The 15,847-nt window shown below is 70.0% G+C and carries 15 protein-coding genes and 1 pseudogene; 15 read left to right on the forward strand and 1 reads right to left on the reverse strand.

Annotation, left to right across the window (positions count from 1 at the left end; translation table 11 throughout):
* Nucleotides 1-50 precede the first annotated feature (50 nt).
* The 3 genes from mqnC (at nucleotide 51) to ABD332_RS40885 (ending at nucleotide 2,545) form a co-directional block, all read left to right on the forward strand.
* Nucleotides 51-1,289, forward strand: a complete 1,239-nt coding sequence (gene mqnC / locus ABD332_RS40875; protein WP_344509007.1) for a cyclic dehypoxanthinyl futalosine synthase — start codon at nucleotides 51-53, stop codon at nucleotides 1,287-1,289.
* A complete protein-coding gene (locus ABD332_RS40880) occupies nucleotides 1,286-1,978 on the forward strand; it encodes a demethylmenaquinone methyltransferase (RefSeq protein ID WP_344509009.1) in 693 nt (230 codons plus the stop codon). The genes mqnC and ABD332_RS40880 overlap by 4 nt, the downstream gene beginning before the upstream one ends.
* Nucleotides 1,979-2,218: 240 nt before the next feature.
* Nucleotides 2,219-2,545, forward strand: a complete 327-nt coding sequence (locus ABD332_RS40885; RefSeq protein ID WP_344509011.1) for a hypothetical protein — start codon at nucleotides 2,219-2,221, stop codon at nucleotides 2,543-2,545.
* Nucleotides 2,546-2,689: 144 nt separating this feature from the next.
* Here ABD332_RS40885 and ABD332_RS40890 read toward each other — a convergent pair whose 3' ends face one another.
* Nucleotides 2,690-3,589: a hypothetical protein gene (locus tag ABD332_RS40890; protein ID WP_344509012.1), complete on the reverse strand. Its 900-nt coding sequence runs from the start codon at nucleotides 3,587-3,589 to the stop codon at nucleotides 2,690-2,692.
* A 305-nt stretch (nucleotides 3,590-3,894) separates the two neighbouring features.
* Here ABD332_RS40890 and ABD332_RS40895 point away from each other — a divergent pair, with 305 nt between their 5' ends.
* The 12 genes and pseudogenes from ABD332_RS40895 (at nucleotide 3,895) to nuoK (ending at nucleotide 15,843) form a co-directional block, all read left to right on the forward strand.
* Nucleotides 3,895-5,169 carry a geranylgeranyl reductase family protein gene (locus ABD332_RS40895; protein WP_344509013.1) on the forward strand — a complete coding sequence of 425 codons (1,275 nt, stop codon included), beginning with the start codon at nucleotides 3,895-3,897 and terminating at the stop codon, nucleotides 5,167-5,169.
* 183 nt (nucleotides 5,170-5,352) lie between these two features.
* Complete coding sequence (locus ABD332_RS40900) at nucleotides 5,353-5,718, forward strand: NADH-quinone oxidoreductase subunit A (RefSeq protein ID WP_344509015.1); 366 nt, start codon at nucleotides 5,353-5,355, stop codon at nucleotides 5,716-5,718.
* 3 nt (nucleotides 5,719-5,721) lie between these two features.
* A complete protein-coding gene (locus ABD332_RS40905) occupies nucleotides 5,722-6,393 on the forward strand; it encodes a NuoB/complex I 20 kDa subunit family protein (protein ID WP_033363264.1) in 672 nt (223 codons plus the stop codon).
* Nucleotides 6,390-7,088: an NADH-quinone oxidoreductase subunit C gene (locus ABD332_RS40910; RefSeq protein WP_344509017.1), complete on the forward strand. Its 699-nt coding sequence runs from the start codon at nucleotides 6,390-6,392 to the stop codon at nucleotides 7,086-7,088. The genes ABD332_RS40905 and ABD332_RS40910 overlap by 4 nt, the downstream gene beginning before the upstream one ends.
* Nucleotides 7,085-8,401: an NADH-quinone oxidoreductase subunit D gene (locus ABD332_RS40915; RefSeq protein ID WP_344509019.1), complete on the forward strand. Its 1,317-nt coding sequence runs from the start codon at nucleotides 7,085-7,087 to the stop codon at nucleotides 8,399-8,401. Before ABD332_RS40910 ends, ABD332_RS40915 begins: the two co-directional genes overlap by 4 nt.
* Nucleotides 8,401-9,090 (forward strand): annotated as a pseudogene (gene nuoE / locus ABD332_RS40920) (NADH-quinone oxidoreductase subunit NuoE); the annotation flags it as partial. The gene ABD332_RS40915 and the pseudogene nuoE, both read left to right, overlap by 1 nt.
* Before the next feature lie 11 nt (nucleotides 9,091-9,101).
* Nucleotides 9,102-10,418, forward strand: a complete 1,317-nt coding sequence (nuoF, locus tag ABD332_RS40925) for an NADH-quinone oxidoreductase subunit NuoF (RefSeq protein WP_344509370.1) — start codon at nucleotides 9,102-9,104, stop codon at nucleotides 10,416-10,418.
* On the forward strand, nucleotides 10,418-12,877 hold the full coding sequence (locus ABD332_RS40930; protein WP_344509021.1) for an NADH-quinone oxidoreductase subunit G: 2,460 nt from the start codon (nucleotides 10,418-10,420) through the stop codon (nucleotides 12,875-12,877). The genes nuoF and ABD332_RS40930 overlap by 1 nt, the downstream gene beginning before the upstream one ends.
* The gene (gene nuoH, locus ABD332_RS40935; protein WP_344509023.1) at nucleotides 12,874-14,223 is read left to right on the forward strand and encodes an NADH-quinone oxidoreductase subunit NuoH; all 1,350 of its coding nucleotides are present in this window, start codon (nucleotides 12,874-12,876) and stop codon (nucleotides 14,221-14,223) included. The genes ABD332_RS40930 and nuoH overlap by 4 nt, the downstream gene beginning before the upstream one ends.
* Nucleotides 14,220-14,768 carry an NADH-quinone oxidoreductase subunit NuoI gene (gene nuoI, locus ABD332_RS40940; protein WP_344509025.1) on the forward strand — a complete coding sequence of 183 codons (549 nt, stop codon included), beginning with the start codon at nucleotides 14,220-14,222 and terminating at the stop codon, nucleotides 14,766-14,768. The genes nuoH and nuoI overlap by 4 nt, the downstream gene beginning before the upstream one ends.
* An 8-nt stretch (nucleotides 14,769-14,776) precedes the next feature.
* Complete coding sequence (locus ABD332_RS40945; RefSeq protein WP_344509372.1) at nucleotides 14,777-15,547, forward strand: NADH-quinone oxidoreductase subunit J; 771 nt, start codon at nucleotides 14,777-14,779, stop codon at nucleotides 15,545-15,547.
* Nucleotides 15,544-15,843, forward strand: coding sequence for an NADH-quinone oxidoreductase subunit NuoK (nuoK, locus tag ABD332_RS40950; RefSeq protein WP_344509027.1), 300 nt, complete (start codon nucleotides 15,544-15,546; stop codon nucleotides 15,841-15,843). The genes ABD332_RS40945 and nuoK overlap by 4 nt, the downstream gene beginning before the upstream one ends.
* Nucleotides 15,844-15,847 lie beyond the last annotated feature (4 nt).

Below are 15,847 nucleotides of genomic sequence, written 5' to 3' on the forward strand. Positions count from 1 at the left end.
GGTCGCGGGGCCCTGCCATACCCGTTTGCCGCCAACGTAGTCTCGGAGGTGTGACGGAGACTCCGGTGATCAGCGACATCCTGCAGCGTGCGGCCGACGGCGGGCGGATCAGCGCGGAGGAGGCGCTGCTGCTCTACACCGACGCCCCGTTCCACCCGCTCGGTGAGGCGGCCGACACGGTGCGCCGCCGCCGATACCCGGACAACATCGTCACGTACCTCATCGACCGCAACATCAACTACACCAACGTCTGTGTCACGGCCTGCAAGTTCTGCGCCTTCTACCGGGCGCCGAAGCACGCCGAGGGCTGGACGCACGGCACCGAGGAGATCCTGCACCGCTGCCAGGAGGCGGTCGACCTCGGCGCGACCCAGGTGATGCTGCAGGGTGGTCACCACCCGGAGTACGGCGTCGAGTACTACGAGGAGCTGTTCTCCTCCGTCAAGCAGGCGTTCCCGTCGCTGGTCATCCACTCGATCGGCCCGTCCGAGGTCCTGCACATGGCCAAGGTCTCCGGCGTCTCGATCGAGGAGGCGATCCTGCGGATCAAGGCCGCCGGCCTCGCCTCCATCGCCGGCGCCGGCGCCGAGATGCTCCCCGAGCGCCCGCGCAAGGCGATCGCCCCGCTCAAGGAGTCGGGCGAGCGCTGGCTGGAGGTCATGACCCAGGCCCACCGCCTCGGCGTCTCCTCCACCGCCACGATGATGATGGGCACCGGCGAGACCAACGCCGAGCGCATCGAGCACCTGCGCATGATCCGCGACGTGCAGGACAAGGCGGTCGCCAACGGCTACACGACCGAGGCGGACCTCGACGGCACCGTCGGCGGCTTCCGGTCGTTCATCCCGTGGACGTACCAGCCGGAGAACAACCACCTGAAGGGCCGCACCCAGGCGACCAGCCTCGAATACCTGCGGCTCGTCGCGGTCTCGCGACTGTTCTTCGACAACATCGCCCACCTCCAGTCCTCGTGGCTCACCACGGGCAAGGACGTCGGGCAGGTGTCGCTGCACCTCGGCGTCGACGACCTCGGCTCGATCATGCTGGAGGAGAACGTCATCTCCTCCGCCGGCGCCCGCCACCGCTCCCGCCTCACCGAGCTGGTCCAGATGATCCGCGACGCCGACCGGATCCCCGCGCAGCGCGACACCCAGTACCGCCATCTGCGCGTCCACCTGACCCCCGCCGACGACCCCACGGACGACCGCGTGCAATCACACTTCTCCTCGATCGCCATCCCCGGCGGCGGCACCGGCCGCTCCATCCCGCTGACGCCGGTGTCGTCATGAGCCGCGCCTCGCTGGACAAGCAGCCCCACGAGGTCGCCGCCATGTTCGACGGCGTGGCCAAGCGCTACGACCTCACCAACACCGTGATCTCCGGCGGTCAGGACCGCATCTGGCGCCGCGAGACCCGCCTCGCGCTCGGCCTCAAGCCCGGCGAACGCGTCCTCGACCTCGGCGCGGGCACCGGCGTCTCGACCGAGGAGCTGGCCAAGTCCGGCGCCTTCGCCGTCGGCGTCGACCTTTCCATCGGCATGCTCCAGGCCGGCCACGTCAAGCGCCCGGCGGTCCCGCTCCTCGCCGGCGACGCCCTGGCCCTGCCCTTCGCCGACGAGACCTTCGACGCCATCACCATCTCCTTCGCCCTGCGCAACATCGTCGACACCGATGCCGCGCTCCAGGAGATGGCCCGCGTCACCAAGCCCGGCGGCCGCCTGGTCATCTGCGAGTTCAGCCACCCCACCTGGCGCCCCTTCCGCGGCGCCTACCTCGGCTACCTGGTCAAGGCCATCCCCCAGGTCGCCAAGCGCGTCTCCAGCAACCCCGACGCCTACGTCTACCTCGCCGAGTCCATCCGTGCCTGGCCCGACCAGGAAGGCCTGGCCGCCCGCGTCGCCGCCAACGGCTGGCGCAAGGTCGCCTGGCGCAACCTCACCGGCGGCGTGGTGGCCCTCCACCGCGGCTTCCGCGTCTAGCCCTGACCGCCACCTCACCGCGGCCCGCCGCCGGGATGCTCACCCTGCACCCCGGCGGTTTCGCGTCGAGGGAGGGCTCACCTCGCACCGCGCGGCGGACCCGTTGCGAGACGCTCACTCCGCACCGCGCGACCGGCCGCCCACATTGCACGGCGGTCCGTCGCGAGAAGCTCCAGAAACTGGGCGGCAGGTCCGTCAGATCTGGTCCTCCTCGCCGGGCACGACGAGTCGCCCCAGCGCGTGGTCACGAAGGCTCACCTGCGTTCACCGGGGGAGACTCACCCCGGCACCCCGGCACCCCGGCACCCCGGCACCCCGCACGCCGGCATCCCGCACGCCGGCATCCCGCACGCCGGCATCCCGCACGCCGGCATCCCGCACGCCGGCATCCCGCACGCCGGCATCCCGCACGCCGGCATCCCGCACGCCGGCACCCCGCACGCCGGCACCCCGGCGGGGCGCGCCGCTGCGACCACACCAACAGGGGCGCGCCAGCGGGCGACGTCCGATGGCCGGATGCCGTTGAGTGTGGCTCCGGCTGAGGCTCCGCGACCGACCCGCCCGTGATCCCGTGCGGTTCCGGGGCCAGGGCTACCGGAACCGCACGGGATCACGAAGGACGGGGCGGAGGGCGGGGCGCCGGCCAGGCTTTCCAATGCAGCGGGCCGAGCGCCACTGTCACCACCGCACCGGGGTCGAGCGGCGGCACCGTCACCACCGCACCGGGGTCAGGCGGTCCAGGTGCTGGCGCAGCTCGGCCACCAGGTCGGACGGGCGGGTGGTCAGGTCGGTCCAGGAGTAGCTGACGACCGTCCAGCCGGCGGCGGCCAGCCGGGTGTGCCGCTCCCGCAGCGGCGCCGGCTCCAACTCGTCGATGCCCAGCTCGATGACCAGCTTCGCCTCGGGGAAGACCAGGTCGCCCAGGCCGATCAGGCCCCACCGGTCGCTGATCGGCTCGTGCGGCGACCAGCCCCAGATCCCGGCCCGCTGCAGCAGCTTCCCCGCCAGCTTCTGCGCGGCCGTGCGGTTGCCCAGGGCGACCATCCGCACCAGCCGGACCAGCCGCGGCGTCCCGTGCCGGCCGGTGGCGTCGCGGATGCGGGTCGCCAGGTCGGGCATCGTCGTCCAGCACTCCTGCAGGGCGGTCGCCAGCAGGGCCGAGGCGGCGCCGTCGGGCAGCAGGCGGGCGCAGTCGAAGACGGTGCGTGACGGCGTCGTGACCTGCTGCTGATCGACGGTGCAGATGTCCGTCGCGGGCAGGTCCACCGGCACGACGTGGACGTGCCTGAGCCGGGGGCGGCGGCCGGGAAATGCGACGAACGTCTCTGTGCTCGGCACCTCCCACCCATGCCAGCGGGCGGCGGAAGGGCCGGCGAGCACGGCGCCGGGAAGGGCGAGCTGCGCGGCGACGTCGCGCAGCCTGGGGGTGACCGGCAGGCCGCGGTCGGCGAAGACGTCCCGGACGACCGGGGACCAGTCGCCGGCCTGCACCTTGGTCCTGATCCGCAGCGTGCTGAAACCGCAGCTCAGAGCCTGTGCGCGAGTGAAGAGGCCGCGTTGGTCAGCGGCAAGTGCGTCGAGCCGGTCACGGTCCGGCTGCCCGGGGTTCATGATGACCGAGGATCGTCATGCGCCCACCCGAAGTCGACGCACAACAATTTTCTGTGGATAACCCAGCGCCATGATCACCGTCTCCGAGACGCTGGATCAGACCGACCGCTGCCTTGTCGTCCTATTTGCCGATCTAGGTGACCGCCGGGGTGAAAACTTAGGGTCGCCTAACCGACAGCGGACCTCGTCACGGTTCTAGACTCGCACCAGAGTGACTTTGTGAAGACTTTCACGAGCCGGAAACGACCGGGAGCGACCCCCGGGAGCTGCCGGTCAGCGAGACGAAGGGCAGGGAGGTGGCGGCTGTGACCGACACGCGGCAAGACGCAGATGTCATCGTCGTCGGCGCCGGGCCCGGCGGTTCGTCCGCCGCGTTCCACCTCGCCCGGCACGGGCTGCGGGTGCTGCTGCTGGAGAAGACCGAGTTCCCCCGGGAGAAGGTCTGCGGCGACGGCCTGACCCCGCGCGCGGTCAAGCAGCTCATCAAGATGGGCATCGACACCACCGAGGAGAAGGGCTGGCTGCACAACCGCGGCCTGCGCGTCATCGGTGGCGGCATCCGGCTCGAGCTCGACTGGCCCGACCTCGCGAGCTTCCCGGACTACGGGCTGACCCGCACCCGCATGGACTTCGACCAGATGCTGGCCACTGCCGCGACCGACGCCGGCGCGATCCTGCGCACCGGCACGCCGGTGACGGGGCCGATTCTCGACCGCACCGGCCGGGTGGTCGGCGTGACCGCGACCGGCCCCGGCAAGGAGCCGCTGGAGTTCCGGGCGCCGCTGGTCATCGCGGCCGACGGGGTCTCCGGCCGGTTCGCGCTCGCGCTCGGCATCGCCAAGCGGGAGGACCGGCCGATGGGTGTGGCCGTCCGGCAATACTTCCGCAGCGAGTTCCGGCACGACGACGACTACCTGGAGTCGTGGCTGGAGCTGCGTAGCCGCGAGTCCGGCGACAAGCTGCTGCCCGGCTATGGCTGGATCTTCGGCCTCGGCGACGGCCGGGTCAACGTCGGCCTGGGCGTGCTCAACAGCAGCGTGGCCTACGGCAAGACCAACTACAAGACGCTGCTCTCCGACTGGGTCGACAACACGCCGGCCGAGTGGGGCCTGTCCGACCCGGCCAACGCCGAGGGCAAGCCGCAGGGCGCCGCGCTGCCGATGGGCTTCAACCGGGTGCCGCACTACACCCGGGGCGTCCTGCTGGTGGGCGACACGGGCGGCATGGTCAACCCGTTCAACGGTGAGGGCATCGCATATGCGATGGAGTCGGGTGAGCTGGCGGCGGAGATCGCCATCCAGGCCCTGGCCCGCCCGCAGGGCACCGCGCGCGAGCGGGTGCTGGCCAACTACCCGACCGAGCTCAAGGCGCGGTATGGCGGCTATTACCGGCTCGGCAACATCTTCGTGAAGCTGATCGGCAATCCGCAGGTGATGCGGATGGCCACCAAGCACGGCATGCCTCACCCGATGCTCATGCGGTTCGTCCTGAAGCTCCTCGCCAACCTCACCGACCCGCGGGGTGGCGACGCAATGGACCGTGTGATCAACGCGATGACTCGGATCGCGCCGGCAGCTTAGCCAGCAGACAGACATACGACGGCACATCCCGAAAACCGCAACTGAACAGCCAAAGCACAGCTAAAAGCACAGCCCCGGACGGAGCGGTCCGGACCTCACCGAATAGTGTTAAACCGCATACAGCTTGAGTGGTCCCCAGGGGCGGCAGCCCCGCCGGGCTCGCCGAAAGGACGGAGCAGCACAGTGTCGCTCGCGCCGTACGTACCTATCCTCGGACTCTTCGCCCTTGCCGCAGCCTTCGCGCTGTTCTCGGTGGCGGCGGCCCCGTTCGTCGGGCCGCGCCGCTTCAACAAGGCGAAGCTCGACGCCTACGAGTGCGGCATCGAGCCCACTCCGCAGCCCGTCGGCGGTGGCCGCTTCCCGGTCAAGTTCTACCTGACCGCGATGCTCTTCATCGTCTTCGACATCGAGATCATCTTCCTGTACCCGTGGGCCATGAACTTCGGCATGCTCGGGGTGTTCGGGTTCGTGGAGATGGTCCTGTTCATCGTCACGGTGTTCGTCGCGTTCGCCTACGTGTGGCGGCGCGGCGGGCTGGATTGGGACTGAGCCATGGGCATCGAGGAAAAGGTACCGACCGGCGTTCTGCTGACGACCGTCGAGAAGCTGGTCAACTGGTCGCGCAAGGCCAGCTTCTGGCCCGCCACGTTCGGCTTGGCCTGCTGCGCCATCGAGATGATGGCGACCGGCGCGGCCCGCTACGACCTGGCGCGCTTCGGCATGGAGGTCTTCCGGGCCAGCCCCCGCCAGGCCGACCTGATGATCGTGGCCGGCCGGGTGAGCCAGAAGATGGCCCCGGTCCTGCGCCAGATCTACGACCAGATGCCGGAGCCCCGCTGGGTGCTCTCGATGGGCGTCTGCGCGTCCAGCGGCGGCATGTTCAACAACTACGCGATCGTGCAGGGCGTCGATCACATCGTGCCCGTCGACATGTACCTGCCGGGCTGCCCGCCGCGGCCCGAGATGCTGATCGACGCGATCCTGCGGCTGCACGACAAGGTGATGGCCGAGCCGCTCGGTGACCGTCGCCGCCGCATGATCGAGGCGCGGGTCGAGCGCGACGGCGCGCCGATCGTGGCGCCGGGCGCGATGCCGTCGAGCTACCGGTTCGACAAGGCCAAGCGCGCCGAGTGGACCAAGGCCGTCGCTCAGGGCCGCGAGGAGCAGCTGCGCATCCAGAAGTGGATGGAAGAGCGGGCGAACCTGTCCGGAGGAGCGAAGTGACTGAGGTAGAACCGGTCGGCGCCGAGCTCGGCGCCCCGGCGCAGTTCCCCCCGTCCAGCACCGCCGGCCGCGGCATGTTCGGCGTGCACGGCACGGGCGACACCTCCGGCTTCGGCGGTCTGCGCCGGCGCCGCGAGGTCGAGCTGGACTCGCCGCGGCCGTTCGGCGGGGACTTCGACGAGGTCGTCGACGCGCTCGAGGAGGCCTACCCGGGCTTCAACGACGCGATCGAGCGGATCGTCGTCGACCGCGGCGAGCTGACGCTGCACATCGTGCCCGATCGCATCGCCGAGGTCGCCCAGATCATGCGCGACGACCCGGCCCTGCGCTTCGAGCTGCTGTCATCGGTGTCAGGCGTCGACTACCTGGGCACCGACGGCCGGCGGCTGCACGCCGTCTACCACCTGACCTCGATGACGTTCCGCCGCCGGGTCCGGCTGGAGGCCGCGGTCACGACCGAGGACCCCCACCTGCCGAGCGTCACCCAGGTGTACCCGACCGCCGACTGGCAGGAGCGGGAGACCTACGACATGTTCGGCATCGTCTTCGACGGCCACCCCAACCTGACCCGCATCCTCATGCCCGACGACTGGGAGGGCTTCCCGCAGCGGAAGGACTACCCGCTCGGCGGCGTGCCGGTCGAGTACAAGGGCGCCGAGATCCCACCGCCGGACCAGCGGAGGAGTTACCAGTGACCACCGATTACGCAAGCGCCCGGGAGACCACGGAAGGCCGGGTCTTCACCGTCACCGGCGGCGACTGGGACTCGGTCGTCAACGAGGCGGGCGCCGAGGAGCGCATCGTCGTCAACATGGGCCCGCAGCACCCGTCGACCCACGGCGTGCTCCGGCTGGTCCTGGAGCTGGAGGGCGAGACGGTCACGGAGGCCCGGACCGTCATCGGCTACCTGCACACCGGCATCGAGAAGAACCTCGAGTTCCGCAACTGGACGCAGGGCACCACGTTCGTCACCCGCATGGACTACCTGGCGCCGATCTTCAACGAGACCGGCTACTGCATGGCGGTCGAGAAGCTCCTCGGTATCGAGGACCAGATCACGCCCCGCGCCAAGACCATCCGCGTGCTGATGATGGAGCTCAACCGGGTCGCCTCCCACCTCGTGTGGCTGGCGACGACCGGCATGGAGCTCGGCGCGCTGTCGATGATGATCTACGGGTTCCGCGAGCGGGAGTACATCCTCGACATCTTCGAGATGATCTCCGGCCTGCGGATGAACATGGCCTACGTGCGGCCCGGCGGCGTCGCGCAGGACGTCCCCGAGGAGGCCCTCGCCAAGATCCGCGAGTTCCTCGGCTGGATGCCCGAGCGCATCGACATGTACGAGGACCTGCTGTCGGGCAACACGATCTGGAAAGAGCGCACGCAGGGCGTCGCCGTGCTGGACGCGACCGGCTGCCTGGCGCTGGGCATCACCGGCCCGGTGCTGCGCTCCGCGGGCCTCGGCTGGGACATCCGCAAGCAGCAGCCCTACGCGGGCTACGAGACCTACGACTTCGAGGTCCCGACCGAGTCGACCGGCGACGCGTGGGGCCGTTACAAGGTCCGGCTCAACGAGATGCGCCAGTCGGTGCGGATCGTCCAGCAGGCCATGGACCGGCTCGAGCCCGGCCCGATCATGATCGGCGACAAGAAGATCGCGTGGCCGGCGCAGCTGGCGATCGGCGGCGACGGTCTCGGCAACTCCCTCGACCACGTCGCGAAGATCATGGGCCAGTCGATGGAGGCCCTGATCCACCACTTCAAGCTGGTCACCGAGGGCTTCCGGGTGCCGGCCGGCCAGGTGTACGTGCCGATCGAGGCGCCCCGCGGCGAGCTCGGCGTGCACGCGGTCTCCGACGGCGGCACCCGCCCTTACCGGGTGCACTACCGGGAGCCCAGCTTCGTCAACCTGCAGGCGATTCCGGCGATGGCCGAGGGCGGGCTGCTCGCCGACGTCATCGTGGGCGGCGCCTCGCTCGACCCCGTCATGGGTGGGTGTGATCGTTAATGGCGTTCAGTGAGGTCACGCGCGAGCGTGCACGGCAGATCATCGCGCGGTACCCCGAGGGCCGGTCGCGCTCGGCGCTGCTGCCGCTGCTGCACCTGGTGCAGTCGGAGCAGGGATACGTCTCGCCGGAGGGCATCGCCTTCTGCGCCGAGATCCTGGGCATCACCAAGGCACAGGTCGGCGCGGTCGCGACGTTCTACACCATGTACAAGCGCAAGCCGACCGGCGACTACCTGGTCAGCGTCTGCACCAACACCATGTGCGGCGTCCTCGGCGGCGACAAGGCGTACGAGGCGCTGCGCGACCACCTGGGCGTCGACCACGACGAGACGACCGCCGACGGCAAGATCACGCTCGAGCACGCCGAGTGCCTGGCCGCCTGCGACTACGCGCCGGTGATGACGGTCAACTACGAGTTCTTCGACCAGATCACCGAGGACAGCGCGCTCACCCTGGTCAAGCAGCTGCAGAACGGCGAGCGCCCGCAGCCGACCCGCGGCACGCGCCTGTGCACGCTCAAGGAGATGGCGGTCCAGCTGGCCGGCTTCGCCGACGACCGGGGCGACGACGTCATCGCCGACGGCCCCGCGGGCGAGCCGACCCTCGCCGGCAACCGGCTCGCGGAGCGCTTCGGCATCGCGGTCCCCGGCTTCGACCCCGAAACGCCGATCTCCAAGAAAGAGGAGGCGAAGCCGTGACGCTGGACTACCAGCCCTCCCAGGAGTCGCTGTCGAAGCTGACGCCGGTGCTGACCAAGCGCTGGCTCTCGCCCGACGCGTGGAAGATCGACGTGTACGAGCGGCTCGACGGCTACACCGCGCTGCGCAAGGCGTTCAAGGCCCACCCTGACGAGCTGATCCAGCTGGTCAAGGACTCGGGCCTGCGCGGCCGCGGCGGCGCCGGCTTCCCCACCGGCATGAAGTGGGGCTTCATCCCGCAGAACGACGGCAAGCCGCACTACCTCGTGGTCAACGCCGACGAGGGCGAGCCGGGCACCTGCAAGGACCTGCCGCTGATGATGGCCGACCCGCACGCGCTGGTCGAGGGCGTCATCATCGCCTCCTACGCCATCCGGGCCAACTTCGCCGCGATCTACATCCGCGGCGAGGCCGTCCACTCCGCCCGCCGCCTGCGTGCCGCGGTCGAGCAGGCGTACGCCAAGGGGTACCTCGGCAAGAACATCCTCGGCAGCGGCTTCGACCTCGACCTGGTCGTCCACAGCGGCGCCGGCGCGTACATCTGCGGCGAGGAGACGGCGCTGCTGGACTCGCTGGAGGGGTACCGCGGCCAGCCCCGGCTGCGGCCGCCGTTCCCCGCGACGCACGGGCTCTACGCGTCGCCGACGGTCGTCAACAACGTCGAGACGATCGCCAGCGTCCCGTACATCGTCCTCGGCGGCTCGGCCTGGTTCCGCAGCATGGGCACCGAGAAGTCGCCCGGCCCGAAGATCTACTCGATCTCGGGACGGGTCAACAACCCCGGCCAGTTCGAGTGCGGTCTCGGCGTCACGCTGCGGCAGCTCATCGACCTGGCCGGCGGCATGCAGGCCGGCCACGAGCTGAAGTTCTGGACGCCGGGCGGCTCTTCGACGCCGATGCTCACCGACGAGCACCTCGACGTGCCGATGGACTTCGAAGGCATGGCGGGCGTCGGCACGATGCTCGGCACCACCGCCGTCCAGGTGTTCTCCGACCAGGACGACATCGTCTACGCGACGTACCGGTGGATCGCCTTCTACCACCACGAGTCCTGCGGCAAGTGCACGCCGTGCCGCGAGGGCAACTACTGGATGGTGCGGATCCTGCACCGCATCCTCGCCGGCCAGGGCACCCACCAGGACCTCGACACCCTGCTGGACGCCTGCGACAACCTCCTCGGGCGCTCCTTCTGCGCGCTCGGTGACGGTGCCACCAGCCCGGTGACGTCCTCGATCAAGTACTTCAAGCAGGACTACCTGGACTACATCGAAGGCCGCAAGGCCCCGATGTTCAAGGGCGAACTGGTAGGAGCCCACTGATGACGGACGTCGTTCCGAAGGTCGAGACGGTCAAGCTGACCATCGACGGCATCGAGGTCGAGGCACCCAAGGGCGCCCTCGTCATCCGGGCCGCCGAGCAGATCGGCATCTCCATCCCCCGCTTCTGCGACCACCCGCTGCTGGCCCCCGCCGGCGCGTGCCGCCAGTGCCTGGTTGACGTGGAGGGCCAGCGCAAGCCGGTGGCCTCGTGCACGCAGCCGGTCGCCGAGGGCATGGTGGTCCGCACCCAGATGACCTCCGACGTGGCCAAGAAGGCCCAAGAGGGCATCATGGAGTTCCTCCTGATCAACCACCCGCTGGACTGCCCGGTCTGCGACAAGGGCGGCGAGTGCCCCCTGCAGAACCAGGCGATGAGCAACGGCCAGGCCGAGAGCCGGTTCGTCGAGCACAAGCGGGAGTACCCGAAGCCGCTGCCGATCAGCACCCAGGTGCTGCTCGACCGCGAGCGGTGCGTGCTGTGCCAGCGCTGCACCCGGTTCTCCGACGAGATCGCCGGCGACAAGTTCATCGACCTCATGGAGCGCTCGTCCAACGAGCAGATCGGCGTCTTCCGGGGCAACCCCGAGTCGCCCGAGGATGACGCGCCGTTCAACTCGTACTTCTCCGGCAACACGATCCAGATCTGCCCCGTCGGCGCGCTCACCAGCGCGCAGTACCGCTTCCGGGCCCGGCCGTTCGACCTGGTCTCCACGCCGAACGCGTGCGAGCACTGCGCGGCCGGCTGCGACCAGCGGGCCGACCACCGCCGCGGCAAGGTCATGCGCCGCCTGGCGGGCGACGACCCGGCGGTCAACGAGGAGTGGAACTGCGACAAGGGCCGCTTCGCGTTCCAGTACACCAACGCCACCGACCGGCTGACCAAGCCGCTGGTGCGCGACGCGAAGACCGGTGAGCTGCGCGAGGCGAGCTGGCCCGAGGCCCTCACGGTCGCGGCCGCCGGGCTCGCCGCGGCGAAGGACAACGGCGGCGTCGGCGTCCTGACCGGCGGCCGGCTGACGGTCGAGGACGCGTTCGCGTACTCGAAGTTTGCCCGGGTCGCCCTTGGCACCAACGACATCGACTTCCGGGCCCGCCCACTGTCCACGGAGGAGACCGAGTTCCTCGGCTCGTCGGTGGCCGGCCAGGTCGAGGTCACGTACGCCGACATCGAGCGCGCCGGCGCGGTCGTCTTCGTCGGGCTGGAGCCCGAGGAAGAGTGCCCGATCATCTACCTGCGGGCCCGCAAGACCTACCTGAAGCGGGGGCTGGCCAGCTACGCGGTCGCCCCGTTCGTCAGCCGCGGGTTCGAGAAGCTCGGCGCGACCGTCCTGCTCACCGCGCCGGGCGCCGAGGCGGAGGTGCTCGGCGGGTCCGAGCAGCTGCGCGAGGCGCTGTCGGCCGAGGGCGCGATCCTGTTCGTCGGCGAGCGGCTGGCGAGCATCGAGGGCGGCCTGTCCGCCGCGGCGCGGATCGCCACGGAGACCGGCGCCAAGCTCGCCTGGGTGCCACGGCGCGCGGGTGACCGCGGCGCGGTCGAGGCCGGCGCGCTGCCGACCCTCCTGCCGGGTGGCCGTCCGGTGTACGACCCGGCCGCGCGCAGCGAGGTCGCCGTCGCGTGGCAGCTCGACGCGGGCGTCCTGCCCAGCGCGTCGGGACGGGACACCGACGCGATCATCGCCGCCGCGAAGGCCGGCCAGCTCGGCGGGCTGCTCGTCGGCGGCGTCGACACGGGCGACCTGGCCGACCCGCGGGCGGCCGAGGAGGCGCTCGACGCGGTCGGGTTCGTGGTCAGCCTGGAGCTGCGGCTCAGCGCCGTCGCCAAGCGCGCCGACGTGGTCCTGCCGATCGCCCCGGCGGTCGAGAAGAGCGGCTCCTACGTCAACTGGGAAGGCCGGGTCCGGCCGTTCATCACGGTGCTGAAGACCGCCGCGATGAGCGACGCCCGCGTGCTGGACGCGCTCGGCCGTGAGCTGGGCATCGAGCTGGGTGTCGGCGACGTCGACGCGGCGCGGGCGCAGCTCGCCACGCTCGCGGAGCTGCCGCTGCCGGGCACCGCCACGGCCGGTGCCGCGCTGCGCGCCAGCGTCCGGGCCGAGGTGCCGACGGTGGCCGCGGGTGTGGCCGCCACGCCGGCCGGCGGCCAGGCGATCCTGGCGTCCTGGCACCACCTGATCGACAGCGGCTCGCTGCAGGACGGCGACGGCCACCTGGCCGGCACCGCCCGCACGCCGGTCGCGCGGATCTCCAAGAGCACCGCCGCCGACCTCGGGGTCGCCGACGGTGACCCGGTGACGGTCGGCACGGCACGGGGCGCGATCACCCTGCCGGCGCTGGTCACCGACATGGCCGATCGCGTCGTCTGGGTCCCGACGAACTCGCCCGGCTCGACCCTGCGGCGCACGCTCGGCGTGGCCGAAGGCGCGCTGGTCGAGATCAGCACTGGGGGTACCAACTCATGATCCTCGCCGCGAACCTCGACCAGTTCGGCAAAGACCCCTGGTGGCTGGTGCTCGCCAAGGTCGTCGTGATCTTCGCGTTCCTGGTCGTCATGACGCTCTTCGCCATCTGGTACGAGCGCAAGGTCGTCGCCCGGATGCAGGTCCGCCCGGGGCCGAACCGCAACGGCCCGTTCGGCCTCCTGCAGTCGCTCGCCGACGGCCTGAAGCTGGCGTTCAAGGAAGACATCATGCCGCGGCTCGCGGACAAGGTGGTCTTCTTCTTCGCGCCGGTGATCTCCACGATCTGCGCGTTCACCGCGTTCTCGGTGATCCCGTTCGGCCCGACGGTGTCGATCTTCGGCCACCACAGCCCGCTGCAGCTCACCGACATCCCGGTGGCCGTCCTGCTGGTGCTGGCGTGCTCGTCGATGGGCATCTACGGCGTCGTGCTCGGCGGCTGGGCCTCCGGCTCGACCTACCCGCTGCTCGGCGGCCTGCGCTCCAGCGCCCAGATGATCTCGTACGAGGTCGCGATGGGCCTGTCGATCGTCTCGGTCTTCCTGGTCTCCGGCACGATGTCGACCTCGCAGATCGTGGAGAGGCAGGCCGGCAACGGCACCGTCGACATCGGCGGCTGGAGCGCTGACCTGCCCGCCTGGTACGGCATCCTGCTGCTGCCCAGCTTCCTCATCTACTTCACCTCCGCGGTCGGTGAGACGAACCGGGCGCCGTTCGACCTCCCCGAGGCCGAGTCGGAGCTCGTCGGCGGCTTCCACACCGAGTACTCGTCGCTGAAGTTCGCGCTGTTCTTCCTCGCCGAGTACGTCAACATGGTCACCGTCTCCGGCCTGTGCACGACGCTGTTCCTCGGCGGCTGGCGGGCACCGTGGCCGATCTCGCTGTGGGACGGCGCCAACCAGGGCTGGTGGCCGGTCCTCTGGTTCACCATCAAGGTCCTGCTGCTGCTGTTCGTGTTCGTCTGGCTGCGCGGCACGCTGCCCCGCCTGCGGTACGACCAGTTCATGCGGTTCGGCTGGAAGGTCCTCATCCCGGCCAACCTGATCTGGATCCTGACCCTCGCCGGCATCCTGCTGACGATCAACACCGACAGCCTCAGCTCGATGAGCAAGTTCGGCGTCTCCGTCGCGATCATCGTCGCGGCCCTGGCGCTCGGCCTGGTGGCGATCGTCCTGTCGCGGCGCGGCGCCACGGTCGTCGAGATCCCGGAGGCACACCCCGGCGGCCGGGTCGGTGGCAGCAAGGGCTTCCCCTTGCCGCCGCTCAACCTTGAGGTCCCGCCCAGCCCGCGGGCCAAGCGCGTGATCGTCGAGCGGGAGCCCGTCTCGACCGGCAAGGAGTCAGCATGAGCATCGGTGGAACCCTCAAGGGGTTCGGGGTCACCTTCTCGCACATGTTCAAGAAGGTGGTGACCGAGGAGTACCCGGAGCAGCGCAAGCCTCCGGCCCCGCGGTACCACGGCCGGCACATCCTCAACCGGTGGCCGGACGGCCTGGAGAAGTGCATCGGCTGTGAGCTGTGCGCGTGGGCGTGCCCCGCGGACGCGATCTTCGTCGAGGGCGCCGACAACACCGAGGACGAGCGCTTCTCGCCCGGTGAGCGGTACGCCCAGACGTACCAGATCAACTACGCCCGCTGCATCTTCTGCGGACTGTGCATCGAGGCCTGCCCGACCCGTTCGCTGACCATGAGCAACGAGTACGAGCTGGCCCGCGACAACCGGCGCGACCTCATCTTCACCAAGGAGATGCTGCTCGCGCCGCTGCTGCCGGGCATGGAGCGCCCGCCGCACGACATGCGTCTCGGCGACACCGAGAAGGACTACTACGTCGGCGCGCTCGAGAACCCCGGCACGTCCGCGGGTGCCGAGCACTACAAGGGGGGCCAGGCGTGAACCACTCCCTGGAAGCCCTGAACCTGCTGGCCGCCGCGGGTGACGTGAAGGGCGGCGAGGCCGCCACCTTCTGGATCCTCGCCCCGATCGCGGTCCTCGGCGCCATCGGCATGGTCTGGGCGCGCAACGCGGTGCACTCCGCGCTGTTCCTGGTGATCACGATGCTGTGCCTGGGCGTGTTCTACGTCCTGCAGGCCGGCCCGTTCATCGGCATGGTGCAGATCATCGTCTACACCGGCGCCATCATGATGCTGTTCCTGTTCGTGCTGATGCTCGTCGGCCGCGACTCCTCGGACTCGCTGATCGAGACGTTGCGCGGCCAGCGGATGGTGGCGATCCTGCTCGGCGTCGGGCTGGCCCTGCTGATGGGCATGGGGCTGTACCGCGCGCTCGGCGGGAGCGCCCCGAAGGGGCTGGCCGAGGCGAACGCGGCCGGCAACGTGACCGGCCTGGCCAGCCTCATCTTCACCAAGTACGTGTTCGTCTTCGAGGTGACCTCGGCGCTGCTGATCACGGCGGCGGTGGGCGCGATGATCCTGGCGCACATCGAGAAGCGCAAGGAAGACAAGGTCAGCCAGCCGGAGCGGATGCTCGCCCGGTTCCGGCCGGGCAACTACCCCGCGCCGAAGCCCGGCCCGGGCGTGTTCGCCACCTCCGACTCGGTGGCGACGCCCGCGCGGCTGCCCGACGGCACCCCGTCGGACCGCAGCATCTCCAAGATCCTCCCGACCCGGGAGTTGACGTCGGCAGACGTCGCACCGAAGGGGACCGAGAAGTGACACCGACGTACTACATCGTCCTGGCGTCGATCCTGTTCACGATCGGCGCGGTGGGTGTGCTCATCCGGCGCAACGCCATCGTGCTGTTCATGTGCATCGAGCTCATGCTCAACGCGGCCAACCTCGCGCTGGTCACGTTCAGCCGGATCAACGGCTCGCTCGACGGCCAGATCATGGCGTTCTTCGTCATGGTCGTCGCGGCAGCCGAGGTCGTCGTCGGCCTGGCGATCATCATGTCGATCTTCCGGACTCGACGCTCCGCAAGCGTCGACGACGCGAACCTGCTGAAGTACTAGGGAG

The sequence above is a fragment of the Dactylosporangium maewongense genome (genome assembly GCF_039531485.1).
Classification (GTDB): Bacteria; Actinomycetota; Actinomycetes; order Mycobacteriales; family Micromonosporaceae; genus Dactylosporangium; species Dactylosporangium maewongense.